Here is an 18,475-nt window from a genome sequence, read left to right as displayed (position 1 = left end):
TCTCCTGGTGTTTGGTGAACTGAACTTCATGATACGCCACTGGGGCGGAAACTTGCCATCGACCCGTCGCGGGCGGGCCAGGACCGCCCCGGCCTTGGCCTCCTAGCCGAGGCCTTGGGTCAGGAGCTCGTAGAGCTCCCGCGTACCCGTGGCCAGCGGGTGATCGATCCCCAGCACGCGCGCTTCATCCGCCATCAGGGCCTCCATCGCGCGCCGGCCGGCAGCGATGCCCTCGGGGTCCCCGGCTCCCCGTGCCTGCTGCAGGCGGGCGCTGGCCAGGTTGCGCCGGGCCAGGAGCGTGTCCGGGTGGTCCGGCCCCAGGGTCTGGGAGCGTGCCGCGATCACGTGCTCCTGGGCCGCCTCGGCCTCCTCCGCGCGCCCCACCTCGCGGTAACAGAACGCGAGGTTGTTCAGGGACAGGATCGTGACCGGGTTCAGGGAGCCCAGGATCCGGGCTCGGTCCTCGACCACGGCCTCCAACATCGGAATCGCCTCGTCCCACTGCCCGAGCTCCGCCCAGGCCGTTGCCGCGTTGTGGCGGGCCTCGAGGGTGTCGGGGTGATCGGCGCCCAGGACCCGGCTCCGATCCTCGAACACACTCATGTGCGCCTTCATGGCTTCCAGCATGCGGCCGGCGTCCGCCAGCGCGACCGCGTGGGAGCTCCGGGCAGCGAGCGTGCTGGGATGGTCGGGACCGAACACACGGCGTTTGGCCTCGATGAGCGCTTCGCCCTCCCGGAGGGCATGGTCCAGGCGCCCCACTCCCGCCAGGCAGGATGCGAGGTTGTGGCGGGTAACCAGCACGGACGGGTGTTCCTCACCAAGGACCGGGACCTCGTCCGCCAGGAGTTGCTCGAGCACCGGCAGCGCCTCCTCAGGCCGCCCCAGGGCCATGAGATTCAGCGCCACCTCGTTCCGGCTGCGGCGGGCGTCGGGGTGGTGGGCACCAAGGACGCGCTCCCGATCCCGCAGCACTGCACGCTGCATCGCCACCGCTTCGCCGATGCGACCCGTCGCGCGCAGCGTCGTGGCGAGGCATTCGCGGGCGTCCAGCGTAAACGGGTGTTCGGAGCCCAGACGGGTCGTCCAGTCGTCCACCGCGTTGCGGTAGGCGTCGAGGGCTTCGTCGTAGCGGCCGGCTTCCGCCAGCCAATGGGCCCGGATGAAGCGCAGGTAGCGGGCGTCGAAGTCCCCGTCTCCGTCCTGCTCAGCATGCTCTGCGATCATCGCGTCGAACGCCCGCAGGGCCTCGCTCACCCGGCCCAGCTCTCCCAGGGCGCGAGCCCGGGCCAGGCGCAGCTTCCACCAGGTGTCCCGCTGCGCGGGGGCGGCGACGGTCCAGTCGATGCCTTTGTCGGCGACCTCGACCAGGCGTGCGTACTCCAGGCCCTGCCGCAGGTGTTCCACCAGTTGCAGCACGGAGTCCGACACATCCTCGTCGAGCGGAAGGAACCCTTCGTCCGCGCCCAGCAAGTGCGCTTCGAGGATGGCGCGCCGCGCGGCGGTGGAGAGCGTATCCCAGTCGTCTTGCTGCTTGCGTTGACAGGCCCAGCGAAGGAGCGCGCCCCGCGCGCGGGCCAACTCGTCCGGAAGGAAGAGCGACCGCGACTCGCCCCGCGCCCGTTCGAAGAGACCGGGCTCGGTGAAGGTATCGAGCGCCGCATCGACGGAGCGGACCCAGCCCCAGGGGGCCCGAGCCGCGGACAGGCCCTCGTCGGCGTCGGTCAGGTGGATCAGCTCGGCCGCGGCCGGGATCCAGTCGGGATTGAAGCGGGGTCCCTGGATGGAGGAGAGCGCCAATACCTCCCGCACCGGCTCGGGGAGCTCCCGCCAGATGGCGTGGACGATCTCTTCGTCGCCGGTGGGGAGCGCGGCGATCTGAGCGGTGTCGAGGGAGCCACCGCCCGACTCCAGCGCCCGGCGCACCGCGCGCAGTGACAACAGCCCTCGTAGGCGGTTGGGGTTGCCGCCGGCTCGCTCGCAAAGGGCGTCGAGCAGGGCGGGGTCCGCATCCGGCGCGGTGCTGCGCACCAGGGTTACCAGCGCGTCGTCCGACAGGCGCGTCAGCTCGCGACGTCGGGCCAGCCCAGCGCGCGTCCAGCGATCGAGCGCGTCTCCGAAGGTGCCGGGTACATCGTTCTGGATAGCCACCTGGTCCGGCCACCCCGTGGCCAGGATCAGCACTCGCCCTGGGGAGGTGAGCAGATGGTCCACGAGCCGGACCGTGCCGGGGTCGGCCCAGTGCGCGTCGTCGATCACCAGGACGATCGGGAGATCTCCGCCGCTGACGTGCGCCAACTGGTCCGCCAGCTCCGCCGCGCGGTCCGCCTCGCGGCGGGTGCCCTCGACGTCGATGTGGCGGGACTGGGCGGCAGCCCGGCGACCCGCGAACGCGGACCACTCCTGGCTGAGCAGCCCCCACGTGGAGGTGGCGACGCCGTGCCACGTCATGGCGAGGTTCACGGGGTCGGGAAGCCCGACCAGGCCGGCGACCGCCCCCAGGGCGCCCAGCCTGGTCTTCCAGCGGTCGCCGCGACCTGCCAAGGCCCCCACCATCGAGCCCACGTGCGCTTGGATCTGATGCTCGGCGTACTGAAGCGCGGCCAACTCGCGTCCCATCTGGTCGCGTTGGCAACTGATGCCCAGCCAGAGGAAGGGGATGGGAGTATCCGCGGGAACCTCGAACGGGGCGGGGAAGACGCGTTTGCGCGCGTGCAGCCAAGAGGAGGCTCCGTCGGAAATACGGGGCGGCCAGTAGGCGCCGCCAGCCGCCAGCCGCGCGTACACCTCCTGCACGACGCGTGACTTGCCCCACCCCGTGGGCGCCAACAGCGCGTAGAGGCGTGAAGGCCCGGCGACGCGCACACGCTCGTAGGCTTCGGCCAGCTCGGCGACCAGGCGCTGCCGGTCGTCGCCGACGAACGCGGTGAACGGTGCGTCCACTGCTACGTCCCGGCCGTGCGCGTCACATCCCGATCCCGGGTCCTCGGCGCCTCAGCGCGGGAAGCCCCCCGTGGGCATGCGGGGAATGATGCGCAGTGCGTTGCCGTAGTAGACGGCCTTGAGCACGTCGTCCGGGAGGCCGATGCCGTACAGCTTCCAGAAGGCGTGATAGTCGCGGTAGTAGTCGAAGTACTCGTCTTCGGTCTCGAACACCCGCCAGTAGTAGGGATACTCGTCCGGTGCGAAGGAGTCTTTCCCGAACAGGATGCGGTCCTTGTACTTGGTGAAGAACTCCCGCGCGAAGCGCGGCTGCCGCCCCAGGTCGTAGAGCACCGCGCCCAGCTCGGTGTGCACGTTGGGGAAGCGGTCGAACAGCGCTCCCAGCCTTCCCAGGTCGTTCGCGTACCAACTCATGTGGGCCACCACCCACGTGGTGTTGGGATGCTTGGCCAGCAGTCGGTCGCGCTCTGCCATCAGATCGTCGAAGGTGGGGTAACGCGAGCGGTCGTTGAACTGCCGGTTGGGGAACAGCGCCATCTCCAGCCAACGCTCGTTGGTGAAGTCCAACGCTTCGAAGAACTCGGCCGGATCGCCCGTGTGGATGAACACGGGGATCCCGAGGCGGCCTGCCGTTTCCCACACCACGTCCAGCTCCGGGTCGTCCAGCGCCAAACGGGTGCCATCCGCCTTATTGGTACCCAGCCCGAAACCCTTGTTGATCTCGCCGATTCCGACGGCGCCCGCGCGCACGTCGGCCTCGAGCTGGGCTGCGATGCGAGCTCCCGATCCCGGTCCCACGTTGCGCAGATCGACGGTGGTGAAGAAGACGAAACGATCCTCGTAGCCTGCAGCTTTCACCGCGGCGATCTGACGGGTGAGACGCTCGCCCGACGTGCCGCGTGCCTGGACCATCACCTGGAGATTGAGCGCGTCCATGGCGCCCACCACCTCTTCGATGGCCGCCTGGTTGTCCAGCAGTGGCGGATGCCCGTGGAAGTCGACGGCGGGGAACCTGGCGCGCGGCACCGGATGCTCGGGGACCACCAACGTCGAGTGCGGCTTGTACTCGATGATGCTCGGGGGTGGTATCGTGGGCGTGGTGGGCCGCTGCGCGGCCAGATCGGCGACGGAGCCGAACGCGAGCAGGGCGAGGACGAGGGACGGGCGCATCGAGGACTCCGTGTGCGGGAAGGCCGGAACTGGGGAAGGTGCGGGAGAGGTCGGGCGCTGTACAGGCGGGCCCTCCCAACGGTCGGGTGGGGGACGGACCGCCGGTCGCTCAGGGCTCGCGCATCCCGGTGAATGCCGGTCCGATCAGACCGCGCCCGGCCCCTCCGGGTTCCGTTCGCGCCGCAAGGCCGCCAGCGTCCGCTCCACGGCGGAGGGGATCAGGAGGTCGTCGGAGATGGCGGCCAACTCCTCCGCCCGCGCCCAGGCGGCCTCGAGGTCGGTCGCATCACCACTCTCCAGCGCTTCCTCCGCACCGATCTCCAGGGCCAGACGCTCGTGGCGGGCGAGCTTGGCCAAGCGGGCGGACCTTCCCGGTCCGTAACGGCGAGCTGCCGCGCGGAGCTGATCGTGGAAGCCGGGACCCTTCTTGGCGCGGTGCGTCAACGCACGTTCGATCGTCTCGGGATCGGGGTTGAAGCGATTGACCAGCGGCAGCAGGGAGTAGATGGCATGCACCGCGTCTCGTCCGGAGAGCGTCCACCGTCCCGGCAGGGCCAACATCCATCCGTAGTCGTCGTCGGTGGCAACCAGACGGACGTTGTTCAAGGCGCGCCGGTCGAGCGTGTGCGCTCCGATGCGCACGACTCCCTGGCGCGGGGGTTCGAGCCCGGCGCGCAGCAGGGCCACGATCGCCAGCGGCGCCAGGAGCCCACCCGCGGCGATGCCCGCTCCCATCAGCCCCACGGACGCCACTGCCGTGCTGGCCCCCAGGATCCAGCGTCGTCGCCGGGGCCATGTGACCACGGCAGGAAGCTCGAGCTGCGCCCGACGGTGCAAGCGGTCCTGAAGGCGGCGTCGAAGCAGCGCTTCAGGATCTTCGTCCCCAACCCGGATGACCTCGAAGCCGTCCGTCCCGCGCGCCACGCTCAGGGAGGGACCCTGACTCACCATGGGCCACTCCGTGTGCAGCTGCTTGCAGCGCTGAATGGCCTCCCAACGCTGCTCCAGCGGCACCAGGTTCCAGCGGCCGCAGCGCTGACACACCACCCACAACCGGCCGCGTTCCGGATCGAAGGCCACCATGCGCCCGATGGGCAGGGTCGGCAGGTGCTCGTTGGGCTCGAGTGTGCCCCGGCAGGCGAGGCAGCTGCGATACATGGCGGCTCGGCCCCGGGGCGTCAGCCCGCGGTCGTCCAGGTCGCCACTCCGAACCCCACCGCGGCCACCGCCGCGGTGAGCACGGTGCCCCATACCAGGTCCACCGGAACCAGGCCGGCAGGGAAGCCGCGGAGCGTGGCCAGATTGGTGAGGTCGTAGGCGGCGTAGGCCACCAGGCCCAGCACGGCCCCGTTCAGCAGCGCCCGCTGCAGCGACTGCTCCGCGACGGCCGGGACGACAGCCAACAGCAGAACGCCCCCCAGGTAGATCAGGTAGAACGCCAGCGCGGCGCCCCAGCGCACCTCAGGCCGCATGAGCTCGCCCAGTGGCGGGCGTAGAACCCACGGGCCAGCACGCCCAACCAGACCAGATCGAGCGCCAGGAAGGCCAGGAGCATGGCGCCGTAGGTGGCGAGCGCGCGAAGCGGGCTCACGGCTTCCCCGTCCGCTTCCTTCCCTCGGCGGTCAGCGCGCGCTTTGGGTCTCGCTTCATCTTCTTGATGTACTCCACGCGGCGAAACCGCAGGGCCGACCAGTCCTCGTCGATGGCCACCTGCCGCACTCCCTCGAAGCCCGCGGATCCCAGCGCGTCGAAGCCCGTGTCGCGGTTGAACTCGCAGGCGTAGCGCTTGGACGTGCCTTTGGGGTAGGCGATCCAGACCACGGCATCGCCGCGCGTCTTGGCCGGCAGCTTGCCCGCGACCGCATCCAGGGCCGCCTGCCTCGTCACGAAGGCAACCAGGAAGTCCACGCTGGCGTCGGCCCCCCAACGCCGGAGCACCGCCTTCCCCTCGAGCTCGGCAACGGCCCGCTCGAAGCTCGCGGGCGCATCCAGGATCAGGACGCGTTCCTGGTCCTTGAGGTTGAGCTTGCTCCACAGACCGGCCATGGCTGCTGCCTACTTCACGTCCGGGCCCAGATGCTTGATCGGGCGATGGAAGACGAAGTAGACCAGGCCCGCACCGGCGGCGATGGCGCCCACCGTGGTGAAGAGGGTCGGCGGAGAGAGGCTCTCCAACTGACCGGCTGCCATCCCGGCGATCAGATTGCCGAGCGACGTCCCCATGAACCACACACCCATCATCTGACCCACCAGGCGGTGCGGCGCCAGCTTGGTGACGCTGGACAGCCCTACCGGGCTCAACGCCAGCTCACCCACCGTGTGGAAGAAATAGGTGACCACCAGCCACATGGGGCTGACGGGGTTCTCGGGCGTCGCGAAGCTGGCACCCCAGGCCAGCACGAAGAACCCAACGCCGAGCAACACGAGGCCCCACCCGAACTTCACCGGAATGGACGGATTCCGCTCGTCGAGCCGCACCCACAAGGAGCCGACGACGGGAGCGAGCAGGATGATGAACAGCGCGTTGACCGACTGGAGCCAACTGGTGGGCATCTCCCACGAGCCGATCGTACGGTCGGTGAGGCGCTCCGCGAACAGGTTGAGCGTGGAGGCCGCCTGCTCGAAGCCGGCCCAGAACATGGCGGCGCCAATGAACAGGATGAAGATGTACGTGACGCGCTTCTTCTCGTCGGCGGCGAGCCCGCCCATCGCCATCAGGTAGGCGAAGTACAGCACCGCGATCGAGACGATGGTCACGCCTGCTCCGCCCGCGATCGCCTCGATGGTCACGTTCACGGTGCCGGCCCGGTTCAGGAGCCACAGCAGCACCGTGATCACCGTCACCACGGCCACGCCCGCGATGAGCGCCCGGATGGCGCCCGAGCGCTTGTCGAGGGCGTCCTCCTGCAGCAGCCCCGCCTCCTTCAGGTAGGCATCGCCCATTCTGTACTGGATCAGACCCGCCAGCATGCCGACGCCGGCGGCGCCGAAACCCAGGTGCCAGTTGATGTTCTCGCCCAGATAGCCGCAGATGATCGGACCGAGGAAGGCGCCCAGATTGATGCCCATGTAGAAGATCGAGAAACCGGCGTCGCGACGTGCGCCCCGGTCGGAATACAGCTCTCCCACGATGGCGCTCACGTTGGGCTTGAGCAGCCCCGTGCCCACTGCCACCAGGCACAGGCCCACGAAGAACAGCACCTTGCTTCCCAGCGCCATGGTGAAGTGGCCGGCCGCGATGACCACGCCTCCCCAGAACACCGCTGAGCGCTGGCCCAGGATGCGGTCGGCGATCCACCCGCCCGGCAGCGAGAGCAGGTAGACCGACGCCGTGTAGAGCCCCAGGATGGCGCCCGCCGTGGAGTCGGCGAAGGCGAACCCACCGTCGGCGAGGGCCGCGGTCAGGAACAGGACCAGCAGACCACGCAGCCCGTAGTACGAGAAGCGCTCCCACATCTCGGTGAAGAACAGCGTGGCGAGCCCCCGGGGGTGCCCGAAGAACTGTTTCTCGCCGGGGGCCTGCAGGTGGGTCTGGGTCTGGCTCATGCCTGCTCCGTCGCGTCGAAGGCTGCGCGCCGCCCCCTGTTCCGCCGGGGGCGGTTTCCAGCTTAGGGGGCGGTCCCGCGTTCCACCAGCTACGGTGTCTGGCCGGTCCCGATGTCCACCGCCGCCTGGGGCGGGGCCGATCTTTCCCCAAACACCCGCCCGGCGTAGGCTGTCCTCCTCGAAGAACCGCGCAGTCTCCCGCCTTCCGCTGGAGCAGGTCCATGCCCGAACTCGGGGCCTTCCATCCGATCGTCGTCCACTTCGCCATCGCCCTCCTCTTCGTGGGGGTGCCGCTCCGCATCCTGTCGCTGTTCGGGAAATGGCAGTTTCCCGGGCCCGCGGCCCTGCTGCTGATTCTGGTTGGGACGGCTGCGTCCATGGTGGCGGTCAAGTCGGGGATCGACGCGCATGGGCCGGCCGAACGTGTCCCGGGGGCACGCCCGGCGGTGGTCGAGCACGAAGAGCTGGGGGAGAAGACCCGCAACATCTTTCTGGCGGTTGCGGCCATGGAGCTGCTGGCCCTGGCGCTCCGGAAGCAGCGCTACGGCCGCGCGTTCCTGTTCGGTTCGGCCGCGATCGGGGCCGTGGGCTTGTTCTTCATGTACGAGACCGGTGAGCACGGGGGGGAGCTGGTCTATTCGTATGCCGGGGGCGTGGGGACGCGCACCGGCGAGGAAGAGGATGTAGGTCGGCTCCTCAGGGCCGGCCTCTATCATCAGGCCATGCAGGACCGCGAGGCGGGACGCGCCGAGGCTGCCGCGCGCTTGATCGACGAGATGGCCCAACGCTCGCCGTCCGACCCCGACGTGTTGCTGTTGAGCGCCCAGTCCACACTGCAGGACCGGAACGATCCGGAAGGCGCCCTGGCGCAACTCGAGCGCATTCCCGGTGCGAGCGAAGGGCCCATGCGCCTGCGCGTGGCGTACATCCGAGCGGACGCGCTGGTGGCCATGGGCGACCGGGCCGGTGCGCTGGCCTTGTTGGAGGGACTCCAACAGGAGTTCCCGACCAGCACGCAGTTGCAGCGGCGGATCGAAGCCCTGCAGAACTAGCGGGGCGAACCGCCGGCCGGCGCTCAGGCCATCGATGGCGGGGCGTTCCGCTCCAGCAACACCGTTCCCGCCATCCGCTGCGCGGACTCGCGCACGTGCCGGGGCGCGAACCGGAAGACGGCTCGCCAGAAGGCCATGTAGCGCGGGGCCCGGTGTAGACGACGCGCCTCCTCTCCGGAGGAGCGGAACTCCGACTCCACCCATCCGAACGGACGGAAGAAGTCGGTGCCCTCTTCCGGCGCAAAGCGGAAGGGTGCCTGACCAGCCGCCGTGGCCTTCCCCCAGGAGCGTTGCATCATCTTGAGCAGGCGGGGGCTGGCCAGGTCGATCAGCCACCAGCGGTAGGCGGCGTGCCCCGCCAGGTCGGCGGCCAGCGCGCCCACGTCGGTGGGGTCCAGGTAGATGAGCAGGCCCTCCGAGACCACCAGAGCGCTCCGCGATCCGGCGGCCGACTCCGCCAACACGCGGCTGCGGGCGCCCGCATCGGCGAGGTCGGCCGTCACGGCGCGGTAGTCACACCGAGGGGGCGCATCTCCGATCACGGCGAGCTTGTGGTCCAGGATGTCGGGCAGGTCCACGTCCACCCAGCAGAGCTCCGCGGGCAGGTCCAGGCGCCAGGGACGCGCGTCCAGGCCCGCCGCCAGGTTGACGACCCGGTCCACGCCTCGGTGGTGCACCGCGTCCCGGATGAGCTCGTCGAAGACCTGCGTGCGCACGATCATGGCCCAGGCGGCCGCCCGGCCTCGTCGCATGGAGCGGACGATCTGCTCGCCCTTTTCCCCCGCGAGCTGACGGGCCCAAGGGTCCTGGAAGAGCGCGTCGGGGCGCTCCGTCTCCATGGCCCGGTAGACGGCGACCCAGCGGGCCGTGTCCGATACGTGCTCGATCCCAGCCATCCCGACCTCCTCCCACCCGGATGTGCCCCAGCCCCCCTGCATGACGGTGGGACGGCGGCTGGCCCGCGGTCAATCTGGAGGAGCCAAGGGGGATCCAGGTGGGCCTCCCGGAACGCGGGCACGCCCCCTGCTCCAAGGACGGGTCCGACCCGCCGGAGCCACCGATATCGGCTCCGGACGGTGCTGAGGGACCACCGGGCCGAAGCCCAGGCCCCTCAGCCTGTGGAAGGATCGCAACAGGGGTGGCCGTTCGTCGTGGACGGTTCCGCCTCTAGGGGCGAGCTTCCGAGCGAGCCTGAGGATTCGACCAAGGAGCAGGGCCGACGTGGCCATCGAACGCATCGAGGACGTGGAAGTGGGGGCTGTCCATACGGAGACCCGGACCTTCGACGCCTCGCTGATGGAGACCTTCATCGCGTTCACGCGCGACTCGGCGGGGATCCACACCAACCGGGAGCACTCGGCCGAGATGGGCTTCGAGAACCTGGTGGTGCACGGCTTCCTGCTCTCGACGCCCTTCAGTCGCATCCTGGGCATGGATCTGCCGGGTGAGAAGACCGTGATCGGCTCCATGGAGCTCAACTTCCACGAACCCGTCTACAAAGGGGACACCGTGACGTACACGGCCACGGTGACCCGAGTGATCAAGCCCCTGGGCTCCGTGCTGCTCGAGCTGCGCATCGTGAAGGACGATGGCACGGTGTGCGTGAAGGGGAAGGCCAACTGCGTCTTCACCTGAGCCGCGGGCCCTAAGTGGCCGCGGCCCGAGCGAGGACCCGCGACGAAGCGAACGGACCGCCCACGGTCCCCGACGAACCGAGTGTCATGCAGAACGATTCCCAAGGAGCGGTCATGAGCCTGGATGCCTTCGAGCTCTTCAAGAAGCTGCTGTACAAGAACGCCTTCATGTTCCGGAAGACGTTCGACAGCGTGGAGGAGGAGTTCGGCCAGCCCTGGCGCGAGGAGTTCGACCTCCACCTGCGCAACCTCTTCGGCATGGACGAGGAGCGCTATCTGTACGCGGTGAAGGGGTACACCAAGTTCGCCATCGACTTCATGCGTCTCGAGCGTCTGTTCAAGCAGAAGCGCGAGTACGAGCCTCAGACCTACGACGAGGCCAAGGAGCGGGTCTACATGAACCGCGACTACATGATGAACCTCTATCTGCCTGGGATCCTGGTGTCTCACTTCCTGTGGCGCCACCACTACCGGCAGTTCCAGTTCTACAAGGAGCAGTTCCTGCCGCGCCTGGATGCGTACGACGACAAGCGCTTCTACGAGGTGGGTACCGGAACGGGCTTCTTCACGGTGCAGGTCCCCCGCCACGACCCGGCCTGGCATGGGATCGGGATCGACATCAGCCCGTATTCCCGGGAGTTCACGCTGAACCAGGTGAACGGCTGGGGCTTTGGGAATCAGTTCACCTCCAGCGAAACCAACATCATCGGTGCTGGCCTGGAGCCGCTCCCGGTGGTGCAGTGTATCGAAGTGTTGGAGCACCTCTCCGACCCCCAGATCTTCTTGGACAACCTGCGGCTCATGCTGAGGGAGGGAGGGGTAGGATTCGTCACGGCGGCCCTCACCGCGCCCAACGCGGATCACATCTATCTGTACTGGGAGCCCGAAGAGGTGATCGCGCAGCTGGAGAAGGCCGGCTTCCAGGTCCACGACTACGTGGAGGAGAAGGGCTACGAGGCGCCACCCGAGGAGATCGTTCCCAAGGTGGCTGCCTTCATCGTGTCCTGATTCACACGATCCTGACCCGGGCTGGACCGCACCGATCGCGGGTCCGACCGACGCCCCCGAACGCGCCAGGCGCATGCTCGAGAAGTCCTACACCGAGATCCAACAGGAGCTGAAGGCCCGCGACCTCTCGGGGTTGCCGGCCTTTCCGGTGACCGTGCTCCGCAATGTGGTCACCGAGCCCATCGAGCCCTACCTGAAGTGGTTGGGCGCGGAGGCGGGCCTACGCCTGGAGCTCCGGTTCGGAGACTTCGACAACATCGTTCAGGAGGCGGTGGGCGGAGCACCTCGGTTGCTCAACGGTGAGACGGCCTGCGTGCTGGTCCATGTGCGACTGGAGGGCGTTTCTCCGGCCCTGGCTCGCGAGTTCACGAGCCTGGAGTCGGATGCGGTACACAGCGAGCGCGAACGCGTGGAGGACTGGATCCGTTCGGTGCTGGCCGGCATCCGGCGGCAGACCAAGGCGATGATCCTTTGGCACGGCTTCGAGACACCGCTCCACCCGGCCTATGGCGTCGTCGACGCGCACCAGCCTGAAGGTCAGGCGGAGGCCGTGGCGCGCCTCAATCAGGCGCTCCGCGCCGCGCTGGCCGAGCACGCCAGTGCCTACTACGTGGACATGGACCTGTGCCGCGCGCGAGTGGGTGCTCCGTCGTTCTACGACGCACGCTACTGGCACATCGGTCGCGCGCCCTACACCCGGGAAGCCCTGAGAGAGATCGCGCTCGAGGACATGAAGTTCGTGCGCGCGCTCCGTGGCCGGAACAAGAAGTGCCTGGTCCTCGACTGCGACAACACGCTTTGGGGCGGGATCATCGGGGAGGACGGGTTGGCGGGCATCAAGCTCGGACAGACCCACCCCGGGTCGGCGTATCGGGAGTTCCAGCAGGAAGTCGTGAGCCTGGCCCGCCGCGGTGTGATCCTGGCGCTCTGCAGCAAGAACAACGAGGAGGACGTCTGGGAGGTGTTCGACCGCCACCCGGACATGGTGCTCAAGCGAGACGACATCGCAGCCTGGCGGGTGAATTGGCAGGACAAGGCCAGCAACCTCCGCGAGCTGGCCGCCGAGCTCAACATCGGTCTCGACCACATGGTCTTCGTGGACGACTCCGATTTCGAGGTGGGCCTGATCCGCGAGATGGTGCCGGAGGTGCACGTGCTGCACCTGCCGGTAGCCAAGGCGGTGGAAAAGCGCGAGGCGCTGGCCGCCTGCGGTCTCTTCGATACGCTGACCGTGGCGGCGGAGGACCGGCAACGGAACGCCATGTATCGGGCGGAGGCTGGACGGAAGCGGCTGCAGTCCGAAATCACCGACATGGGCGGCTATCTGATGTCCCTGGAGATGGAGGTCGAGATCCGGCTGGCGGACGACCTGTCCACACCCCGCATCGCGCAGCTCACCCAGAAGACCAATCAGTTCAACCTCACCACCATCCGATACTCGGACGCAGACATCGCGGCCGCCCGCCACGCGGAGGACGCCGACGTGTTGAGCCTTCGGCTCAAGGACCGGTTCGGGGACACGGGGCTGGTGGGTGTGGCGCTGCTGCGCTACCAGGGAGAGGAGGCCCGGGTGGACTCGTTCCTGATGTCCTGCCGGGTGCTGGGGCGCGAGGTGGAAGACGTGTTCCTGGACCAGTGCCTGGCGCTGGCCAGGGCGCGGGGAGCCCGCCGGGTGGTCGGCGAGTACCGGCCTAGCCCCAAGAACCGCATGGTGGCCCGATTCTTCCCGGAGCGGGGCTTCGAGCCGCTGGCGGGGGAGGGGGGCGCGGAACGCTGGACCCGCTCGCTGGATGCCTGGGACCCGCCCCGGCGCGAGCACTTCAAGGCAGTGCACACGGACGTACCGGTCACGGTGACGGGCCCGGTGGGAACGAACTAGGAGAGAGACGGATGAGGGACACCGTTCGGCGAGTGGTGAGCAGCGTGCTCGGCGTGCCGGAGGACGACATCAACGAGAGCACCGGCCCCGATACCATCGAGGCCTGGGACTCGCTCCAGCACATGAACCTCATCCTGGCATTGGAGGAGGAGCTGGGCGTGCAGTTCTCCGACGACGACATCGTCTCGATGCTCGACGTCGGCACGATCTACGAGAAGGCGGAAGCGCTGGTCGCCGCCAAGTGAAGGCCGCGGGTCTGGATGTCGGGCGGACCCTCAAGAGCCTCTCTCTCAAGCAGCTCCTGGTCCGCATCGCGGAGGAATACCTCTGGTGGATGGTCCGGAGCCTGCCCGGCTTCTCCGGCGTCTATCTGCGCTACTTCTTCGTGAAGCTCTGCGCCGAGCGCGTCGAGGGCTTCTGCTGGATCAGCCGGGGCTGCACGTTCGCCAATACCTACAACCTCACCCTGGGCAAGCAGGTCAGCTTCGGGCGCAACGTCCTGCTGGACGCGCTGGGCGGACTGACCATCGGCACCAACTCCGGTGTGGGCCCCAATGCGGTGATCCTGGCTCAGGAGCACTCCGTGGTGGACCGTGACCCACTCGGGAACTCGGGCCACCGCAGCAAACCCATCGTGATCGGCTCCAACGTCTTCGTGGGCGCGGCCACCTTCCTGAAGGCCGGCATCACCGTGGGTGACGACGCCGTCATCGCCGCCAACTCCAACGTGGTGATGGACGTGCCCAAGGGCGGTTGGGTGATCGGTGTGCCCGCCAGGCCCTATCCGCAGGTGATGCGCGAGTTGCTGCTGGCGCAGCGCAAAGCGGCCGGCGCGGCGGCTCCGCGGTCGGAAGCGGGTCCCACCTCGTAGACGGCCGGGCCAGGGTGGGCCGGGACGCTCCCCCCGGCACCCGCCGCGGGTGACCCCGACACACCCATCCATCGCTCTCCCAGGTGCACCCCCGCCGTGCACACACCATCGAGGCTGCGACCTCGGGGAGAGAACTCCATGCGCGCCCGCATCGCGTTTTCGGCTTTCATCGTTCCCCTGCTCGTGGCCCGGGCGACGAGCGTCCTGGCGCAAGAGCCGCCTCCGATCCATGTCGAACAGGTGAGCAGCACGGCTGATCACCTGGTGGTTCTCCACAGCGGCGTGCCGGGCGATGTGCGTCGGTCCCTGTTCCGGATGGATCGGTCCGAGGGAGCCTGGCGACGCGTGGCGTCCGCCACCACGCGCTACGACGCGGACACCCGCACCTACCAGGACTTCGCGGTCCAGGTAGGTCATGAGTACTGCTACCAGATCATTGCCCGCAGCAGCGCGGGGGCAGGGAGCAACGACACAGGAGCCGCGGGGTGCGCGGTCTTCGACGCGGGCGACACCACGGTGAGGCCGCCCGAGCCGGCCACAGACGTCAGCGTGGCGGAGGCGCGCACCACCCACCTGGTCGTCGAATTCACGGACGGAGCAGACAACGAAGACTCCCTGGTGGTCGAGCGTCGCACGGCGAACTTGGCCGAATGGAGACCGATTCGAACGTTCGCGGCTCTCTCCGACCGGGGCCGATCGGTCCGCTTTCCCGATCGCGATCTCGAGATGGAGGTTCGGTACTGCTACCGCGTGCGGACCCACAACGTCCATGGCTCGTCCGTGTCGACGGGCGCCTGTGAGCGCACGCGACCCCTCGGGGTCGGCCTGCCCGATCCCGGAGCGGTGCGCGGCCCGGCGCTGATCACCATCACGCATCCCGCCGACAGCGTGCTCGCGGTCCAGTGGATCGACGACCCCGACAGCACCTCGGAGTGGAGCGTGTACGTATACGAGTCCGGAGCGCTCTCCGACCCGGTCCGCAGTGTACGCATCCGAGATTCCCGGAGTCCGGTGCAGGCGCGGCAGTCGGCGCGGTTCGATGATCTCGATCCGGGCGCGCTCTACTGCGTGGGAGTGGCACGGGGGAGTGCCCGGCCGCGCGGAGCCGAACGCTTGTGCGAGTCGCCGTACGGCCCGCGCAGCACCCCGGCCGACCTCGGCCCCACGGTCGCGGAGGTGCCCTCGATCGTCACGGCCAGGCCCACGCTGGAGAACGGAGAGATCCAGCTCGACCTCGACTTCGGGGCTCGGGGACAGGTGGTGGACCTTGTTCGGGCCCGGTCGGGCGAGCGCTTCAGTCGCGTTGCCCGCGCCGGGGACGACCGGCTGGTGGTCGGGCGACTGGCGGCGGGCGAGACCTACTGCCTGCGCATCCAGTTGCCCAATCGCTTCGCGACCCGCTACGGCGACCTGCAGTGCGCCACGACCCGGGCGGAGGCACCGGCCACTCCGCGAGGTCTCCGGGTCGCTTCGATCATGGGCGACCGTATCGAGCTTGCCTGGGACCGGTCCCCGCGGGCCGAGCGCTACCGGCTGCGCTTCGAGGGTGAGCGTCGCCTCTACACCGACCACGACGGCAGTCGGGACGGCATCGGCGTGACGCGCTACGTGTTCGAAGCCAAGAACGCGTATACCTACTGCTTCACCGTGGAGGCCGAGAACGGATTCGGGCGCTCCGGCCGCTCTGTGGCGCTTTGTGACGTACAGGGGAACGGGTCGTCCGGCGTGGTGGCCTACTCGACCGCGCTGGACCCCTACATTCCGGACGAAGGCTTGGTGCTCTTTCATCACACCGTTGCGCCCGGTCCGGGCCCGGGGGCTCGTCTCACCGGGGTGGATGTCATCGGGAATGCCGCCACGCCCTACGTGGTGCAGTTCCTCAAGGCCGGCTCCGGCACCCTCGTCTGCACGAGCGACCCGACGCTGAGCGTAGCGGTGGAGCCCGGCCGTGCTCTCGGGGGCCCTGGCCTCGAGACGCTGTTCGGCGCCGCCAGTCCCGAGATCGGCGCGAACGGGCTCACCCTCGTCGCCTGCAAGGTCCCTCGGACCCCGGGGGGCATCACCACGGATCCGATTCCCGTCGTGGTCCGCTACCGACGCTGACTGCGCGGGCGGGCTGTCAGGGGTCGTGTCCTGTCCTGGGAGCCCGCCCGCCGTTGACAGCCCCTCGTCGTCTCATTAATATCCGATCGGTTATATGAACGATCGGCGATAAATCATGAACTTCAGCGACCAGCTCGACGCCACCTTCTTCGCTCTGTCCGATCCCACTCGGCGCGCCATCCTGGAGCGCCTGGCGGAGGGGGAGGCCAGCGTGACGGAGCTGATGGAGCCCTTCGCCCTGAGTCAGCCCGCAGTCTCCAAGCACCTGAAGGTCCTGGAGCGGGCCGGCCTGGTGTCGGTCGGGATCGACGGGCAGCGGCGCCCGCGTCGGTTGGAACCTGCGGCCCTCGACGTGGCCAACGAATGGATCGAGCGCTACCGCGAGATCTGGGAGACCAACTTCCAGCGACTCGATGCGCTGCTCGAGACCTTGAAAGCCCGCCGGTCTCGATCAAAGGGAAACGAACCGGACTGACCGTCGCTCGAGAGTGAGCACACATTTGTCGCGCACCGCACAGCTGTGCGCTCATGGAGACCGCATGCCCAAGATCACACCGTTCCTCTGGTTCGACGCACCGCTGGACGACGTCGCCGCCTACTACGCCTCGATCTTCAAAGACTTCCGCGTCGTCTCCCTGTCGCCGCTGACGGCGTCCTTCGAGGTCGCCGGTCAGCGACTGCTGGCCTTGAACGGGGGCCCCAAGCACCCGTTCACCGATGCGGTCTCTTTCATGATCGACTGTGACGATCAGGCCGAGGTGGACCACTACTGGGACAGCCTCACCGCGGACGGCGGTGAGGAGAGCATGTGCGGGTGGCTGAAAGACAAGTATGGCCTCTCCTGGCAGGTGATCCCCCATGCGTTGGGCCGTTACCTCGGGGATCCCGATCGCGCCAAGGTCGACCGTGTCGTCCAAGCCATGCTGGCCATGCGCAGGATCGATATCGCAGCCCTCGACGAAGCGGCACGCGCGGGCTGATCCGGCCCGCACCGCATCCACCTCAGCTCCGAGTTCACGTCATGGTCATGCACATGCCAAAGGCCGAGGTCAGTCTGCCCGGCGACAGCACTGTCTTGGTGACGCGGTCCTTCAACGCGCCTCGCGAGCTTGTCTGGGAGGCCTATACCACGCCCGAGCTGGTCCGGCGTTGGCTCCTGGGCCCGCCGGGCTGGACCATGCCCGTGTGCGAGATGGACGTGCGCGTGGGTGGGAAGTACCGCTGGGTGTGGCGGTCCGAAACGGACGGCAGCCAGTTCGGCTTCCACGGAACGTTCCAGGAGGTGGATCCGCCCGCCCGGATCGTGAACGTCGAGATCTACGATCCGGGCGACGTCGGCGGCTCTATGGGCGAGGGCGGTGAGTGCCTGGTCACCGTGACGCTTACCGAGAGCGGCGGAATCACCACGCTGGCCACCCTCATGGACTTCGGCTCGAAGGAGGCCCGCGACGCCGCCGTGTCCACCGGCATGACGGAAGGCATGGAGGCGAGCTACCAGAATCTTGACCGGGTCCTCAGCCAGGGATGACCGCGTATTGCACCGTGATGCGCGCGGTGACCACGATGTCTTGAGGCCGGATCGGTGGTGTGTTCTGGACCCCGTATTGAAGGGCGATCCTCCCCGGGTCGTCCCCCTCCGGGTGCACTACCAGGTGCAGCACACGTCCTAGGCGCACATCGGCGAGCTCGGCGATGAGCCGGGCTCGCTTCTGGGCGTTGGCCACCGCTGCGGCCAGCGCTTGATCTCTGGCAGCCGTCAGGTCGGACGCGGAGAAGCGAACACCTCGAACCTGAACGCTCGGGATTTGAACCGCGCTTTCGATCACATCGCCTACCGACTCCACGCCGGTTACCACCACGCGGAAGTCGTTCTTGGCCACGTGCTCGAAGGGGAGCCCGGTGCGCTGATCCGTCCGTCCCGCCTGGACCGAGAACCCGTCGGTGATCATGGTGGGCGGCTCGATCGAGAAGCGCCTCAGCGCGTCCAGGACCCTGCGGGCCGCCTCCGTCACGTGTGTGGCTGCTGAGTCGGCCGTACCCGAGGTGACCGTGATGCTGAACAGGATCTCGGCGATGTCCGGGCGCACCGACTGCTCTGCGGTGGCTGAGACGGTGACCACCTCCGGCGTGGCGTTGTCCTGGGCAGCTAGGGGGAGAGCGAGGGACAGGAGGCCGAAGAAGGCGATACGACGAAGGCGGCGCATGGGATCCTCCAGGTCGACGGCCCCGATTCAGGATGCTACAGCCAGCCTACGCGCAGAGATCCCCA

General features: G+C 68.3%; 19 protein-coding genes. 10 read left to right on the top strand and 9 right to left on the bottom strand.

The features are described from left to right. Window positions 1-102 precede the first annotated feature (102 nt). From R3E10_08435 to R3E10_08405, 7 genes are all read right to left on the bottom strand, one after another. The gene (locus R3E10_08435) at window positions 103-2,943 is read right to left on the bottom strand and encodes a tetratricopeptide repeat protein (protein MEZ4415769.1); all 2,841 of its coding nucleotides are present in this window, start codon (window positions 2,941-2,943) and stop codon (window positions 103-105) included. A 51-nt stretch (window positions 2,944-2,994) separates the two neighbouring features. Next, window positions 2,995-4,113: an amidohydrolase family protein gene (locus tag R3E10_08430; GenBank protein MEZ4415768.1), complete on the bottom strand. Its 1,119-nt coding sequence runs from the start codon at window positions 4,111-4,113 to the stop codon at window positions 2,995-2,997. Window positions 4,114-4,257: 144 nt separating this feature from the next. After that, entirely contained in the window at window positions 4,258-5,271 is a 1,014-nt protein-coding gene (locus tag R3E10_08425; protein MEZ4415767.1) for a hypothetical protein, read from the bottom strand. Window positions 5,272-5,291: 20 nt separating this feature from the next. Continuing rightward, window positions 5,292-5,585, bottom strand: coding sequence for a DUF2177 family protein (locus R3E10_08420; protein MEZ4415766.1), 294 nt, complete (start codon window positions 5,583-5,585; stop codon window positions 5,292-5,294). Beyond that, a complete protein-coding gene (locus R3E10_08415; protein MEZ4415765.1) occupies window positions 5,540-5,704 on the bottom strand; it encodes a hypothetical protein in 165 nt (54 codons plus the stop codon). Before R3E10_08415 ends, R3E10_08420 begins: the two co-directional genes overlap by 46 nt. After that, entirely contained in the window at window positions 5,701-6,159 is a 459-nt protein-coding gene (locus R3E10_08410) for a hypothetical protein (GenBank protein ID MEZ4415764.1), read from the bottom strand. The genes R3E10_08415 and R3E10_08410 overlap by 4 nt, the downstream gene beginning before the upstream one ends. A gap of 9 nt (window positions 6,160-6,168) precedes the next feature. Beyond that, the gene (locus R3E10_08405) at window positions 6,169-7,659 is read right to left on the bottom strand and encodes a peptide MFS transporter (GenBank protein ID MEZ4415763.1); all 1,491 of its coding nucleotides are present in this window, start codon (window positions 7,657-7,659) and stop codon (window positions 6,169-6,171) included. Window positions 7,660-7,880: 221 nt separating this feature from the next. On the opposite strand from R3E10_08405, the gene R3E10_08400 reads away from it, so the two are divergent. Beyond that, window positions 7,881-8,711 carry a DUF2231 domain-containing protein gene (locus R3E10_08400; GenBank protein MEZ4415762.1) on the top strand — a complete coding sequence of 277 codons (831 nt, stop codon included), beginning with the start codon at window positions 7,881-7,883 and terminating at the stop codon, window positions 8,709-8,711. Between the two features lie 23 nt (window positions 8,712-8,734). Here R3E10_08400 and R3E10_08395 read toward each other — a convergent pair whose 3' ends face one another. After that, window positions 8,735-9,607 carry an SAM-dependent methyltransferase gene (locus tag R3E10_08395; protein ID MEZ4415761.1) on the bottom strand — a complete coding sequence of 291 codons (873 nt, stop codon included), beginning with the start codon at window positions 9,605-9,607 and terminating at the stop codon, window positions 8,735-8,737. Between the two features lie 325 nt (window positions 9,608-9,932). Between R3E10_08395 and R3E10_08390 the strand changes: the two genes are divergently transcribed. From R3E10_08390 to R3E10_08350, 9 genes are all read left to right on the top strand, one after another. After that, window positions 9,933-10,346, top strand: coding sequence for a MaoC/PaaZ C-terminal domain-containing protein (locus R3E10_08390; protein MEZ4415760.1), 414 nt, complete (start codon window positions 9,933-9,935; stop codon window positions 10,344-10,346). 113 nt (window positions 10,347-10,459) lie between these two features. After that, window positions 10,460-11,353, top strand: coding sequence for a methyltransferase (locus R3E10_08385; GenBank protein ID MEZ4415759.1), 894 nt, complete (start codon window positions 10,460-10,462; stop codon window positions 11,351-11,353). Window positions 11,354-11,426: 73 nt separating this feature from the next. Then, on the top strand, window positions 11,427-13,232 hold the full coding sequence (locus tag R3E10_08380) for an HAD-IIIC family phosphatase (protein MEZ4415758.1): 1,806 nt from the start codon (window positions 11,427-11,429) through the stop codon (window positions 13,230-13,232). A gap of 11 nt (window positions 13,233-13,243) precedes the next feature. Next, a complete protein-coding gene (locus R3E10_08375; GenBank protein MEZ4415757.1) occupies window positions 13,244-13,477 on the top strand; it encodes an acyl carrier protein in 234 nt (77 codons plus the stop codon). Continuing rightward, complete coding sequence (locus tag R3E10_08370; protein MEZ4415756.1) at window positions 13,474-14,103, top strand: acyltransferase; 630 nt, start codon at window positions 13,474-13,476, stop codon at window positions 14,101-14,103. Before R3E10_08375 ends, R3E10_08370 begins: the two co-directional genes overlap by 4 nt. Window positions 14,104-14,241: 138 nt before the next feature. Continuing rightward, the gene (locus R3E10_08365) at window positions 14,242-16,206 is read left to right on the top strand and encodes a fibronectin type III domain-containing protein (protein MEZ4415755.1); all 1,965 of its coding nucleotides are present in this window, start codon (window positions 14,242-14,244) and stop codon (window positions 16,204-16,206) included. 115 nt (window positions 16,207-16,321) lie between these two features. After that, window positions 16,322-16,681, top strand: a complete 360-nt coding sequence (locus R3E10_08360; GenBank protein ID MEZ4415754.1) for a metalloregulator ArsR/SmtB family transcription factor — start codon at window positions 16,322-16,324, stop codon at window positions 16,679-16,681. A gap of 64 nt (window positions 16,682-16,745) precedes the next feature. Next, entirely contained in the window at window positions 16,746-17,186 is a 441-nt protein-coding gene (locus R3E10_08355) for a VOC family protein (protein ID MEZ4415753.1), read from the top strand. A gap of 47 nt (window positions 17,187-17,233) precedes the next feature. Then, window positions 17,234-17,734: an SRPBCC family protein gene (locus R3E10_08350; protein ID MEZ4415752.1), complete on the top strand. Its 501-nt coding sequence runs from the start codon at window positions 17,234-17,236 to the stop codon at window positions 17,732-17,734. On the opposite strand, the gene R3E10_08345 is transcribed toward R3E10_08350, so the two are convergent. After that, entirely contained in the window at window positions 17,721-18,410 is a 690-nt protein-coding gene (locus R3E10_08345; GenBank protein MEZ4415751.1) for an SIMPL domain-containing protein, read from the bottom strand. The genes R3E10_08350 and R3E10_08345 overlap by 14 nt on opposite strands. Window positions 18,411-18,475: the final 65 nt, after the last annotated feature.

It is taken from the genome of Gemmatimonadota bacterium (assembly GCA_041390105.1).
Classification (GTDB): Bacteria; Gemmatimonadota; Gemmatimonadetes; order Longimicrobiales; family Gaopeijiaceae; genus JAGQIF01.
This window is presented reverse-complemented; position numbering and strand designations above follow the sequence as displayed.

Excerpts from the sequence above, each read along its gene's own strand:
- R3E10_08355 (MEZ4415753.1), top strand. The coding sequence starts at position 16,746 with ATGCCCAAGATCACACCGTTCCTCTGGTTCGACGCACCGCTGGACGAC.
- R3E10_08365 (MEZ4415755.1), top strand. The coding sequence starts at position 14,242 with ATGCGCGCCCGCATCGCGTTTTCGGCTTTCATCGTTCCCCTGCTCGTG.
- R3E10_08385 (MEZ4415759.1), top strand. The coding sequence starts at position 10,460 with ATGAGCCTGGATGCCTTCGAGCTCTTCAAGAAGCTGCTGTACAAGAAC.
- R3E10_08345 (MEZ4415751.1), bottom strand. The coding sequence starts at position 18,410 with ATGCGCCGCCTTCGTCGTATCGCCTTCTTCGGCCTCCTGTCCCTCGCT.
- R3E10_08420 (MEZ4415766.1), bottom strand. The coding sequence starts at position 5,585 with ATGCGGCCTGAGGTGCGCTGGGGCGCCGCGCTGGCGTTCTACCTGATC.
- R3E10_08405 (MEZ4415763.1), bottom strand. The coding sequence starts at position 7,659 with ATGAGCCAGACCCAGACCCACCTGCAGGCCCCCGGCGAGAAACAGTTC.
- R3E10_08400 (MEZ4415762.1), top strand. The coding sequence starts at position 7,881 with ATGCCCGAACTCGGGGCCTTCCATCCGATCGTCGTCCACTTCGCCATC.
- R3E10_08395 (MEZ4415761.1), bottom strand. The coding sequence starts at position 9,607 with ATGGCTGGGATCGAGCACGTATCGGACACGGCCCGCTGGGTCGCCGTC.
- R3E10_08375 (MEZ4415757.1), top strand. The coding sequence starts at position 13,244 with ATGAGGGACACCGTTCGGCGAGTGGTGAGCAGCGTGCTCGGCGTGCCG.
- R3E10_08430 (MEZ4415768.1), bottom strand. The coding sequence starts at position 4,113 with ATGCGCCCGTCCCTCGTCCTCGCCCTGCTCGCGTTCGGCTCCGTCGCC.
- R3E10_08425 (MEZ4415767.1), bottom strand. The coding sequence starts at position 5,271 with ATGTATCGCAGCTGCCTCGCCTGCCGGGGCACACTCGAGCCCAACGAG.
- R3E10_08410 (MEZ4415764.1), bottom strand. The coding sequence starts at position 6,159 with ATGGCCGGTCTGTGGAGCAAGCTCAACCTCAAGGACCAGGAACGCGTC.
- R3E10_08380 (MEZ4415758.1), top strand. The coding sequence starts at position 11,427 with ATGCTCGAGAAGTCCTACACCGAGATCCAACAGGAGCTGAAGGCCCGC.
- R3E10_08360 (MEZ4415754.1), top strand. The coding sequence starts at position 16,322 with ATGAACTTCAGCGACCAGCTCGACGCCACCTTCTTCGCTCTGTCCGAT.
- R3E10_08350 (MEZ4415752.1), top strand. The coding sequence starts at position 17,234 with ATGCACATGCCAAAGGCCGAGGTCAGTCTGCCCGGCGACAGCACTGTC.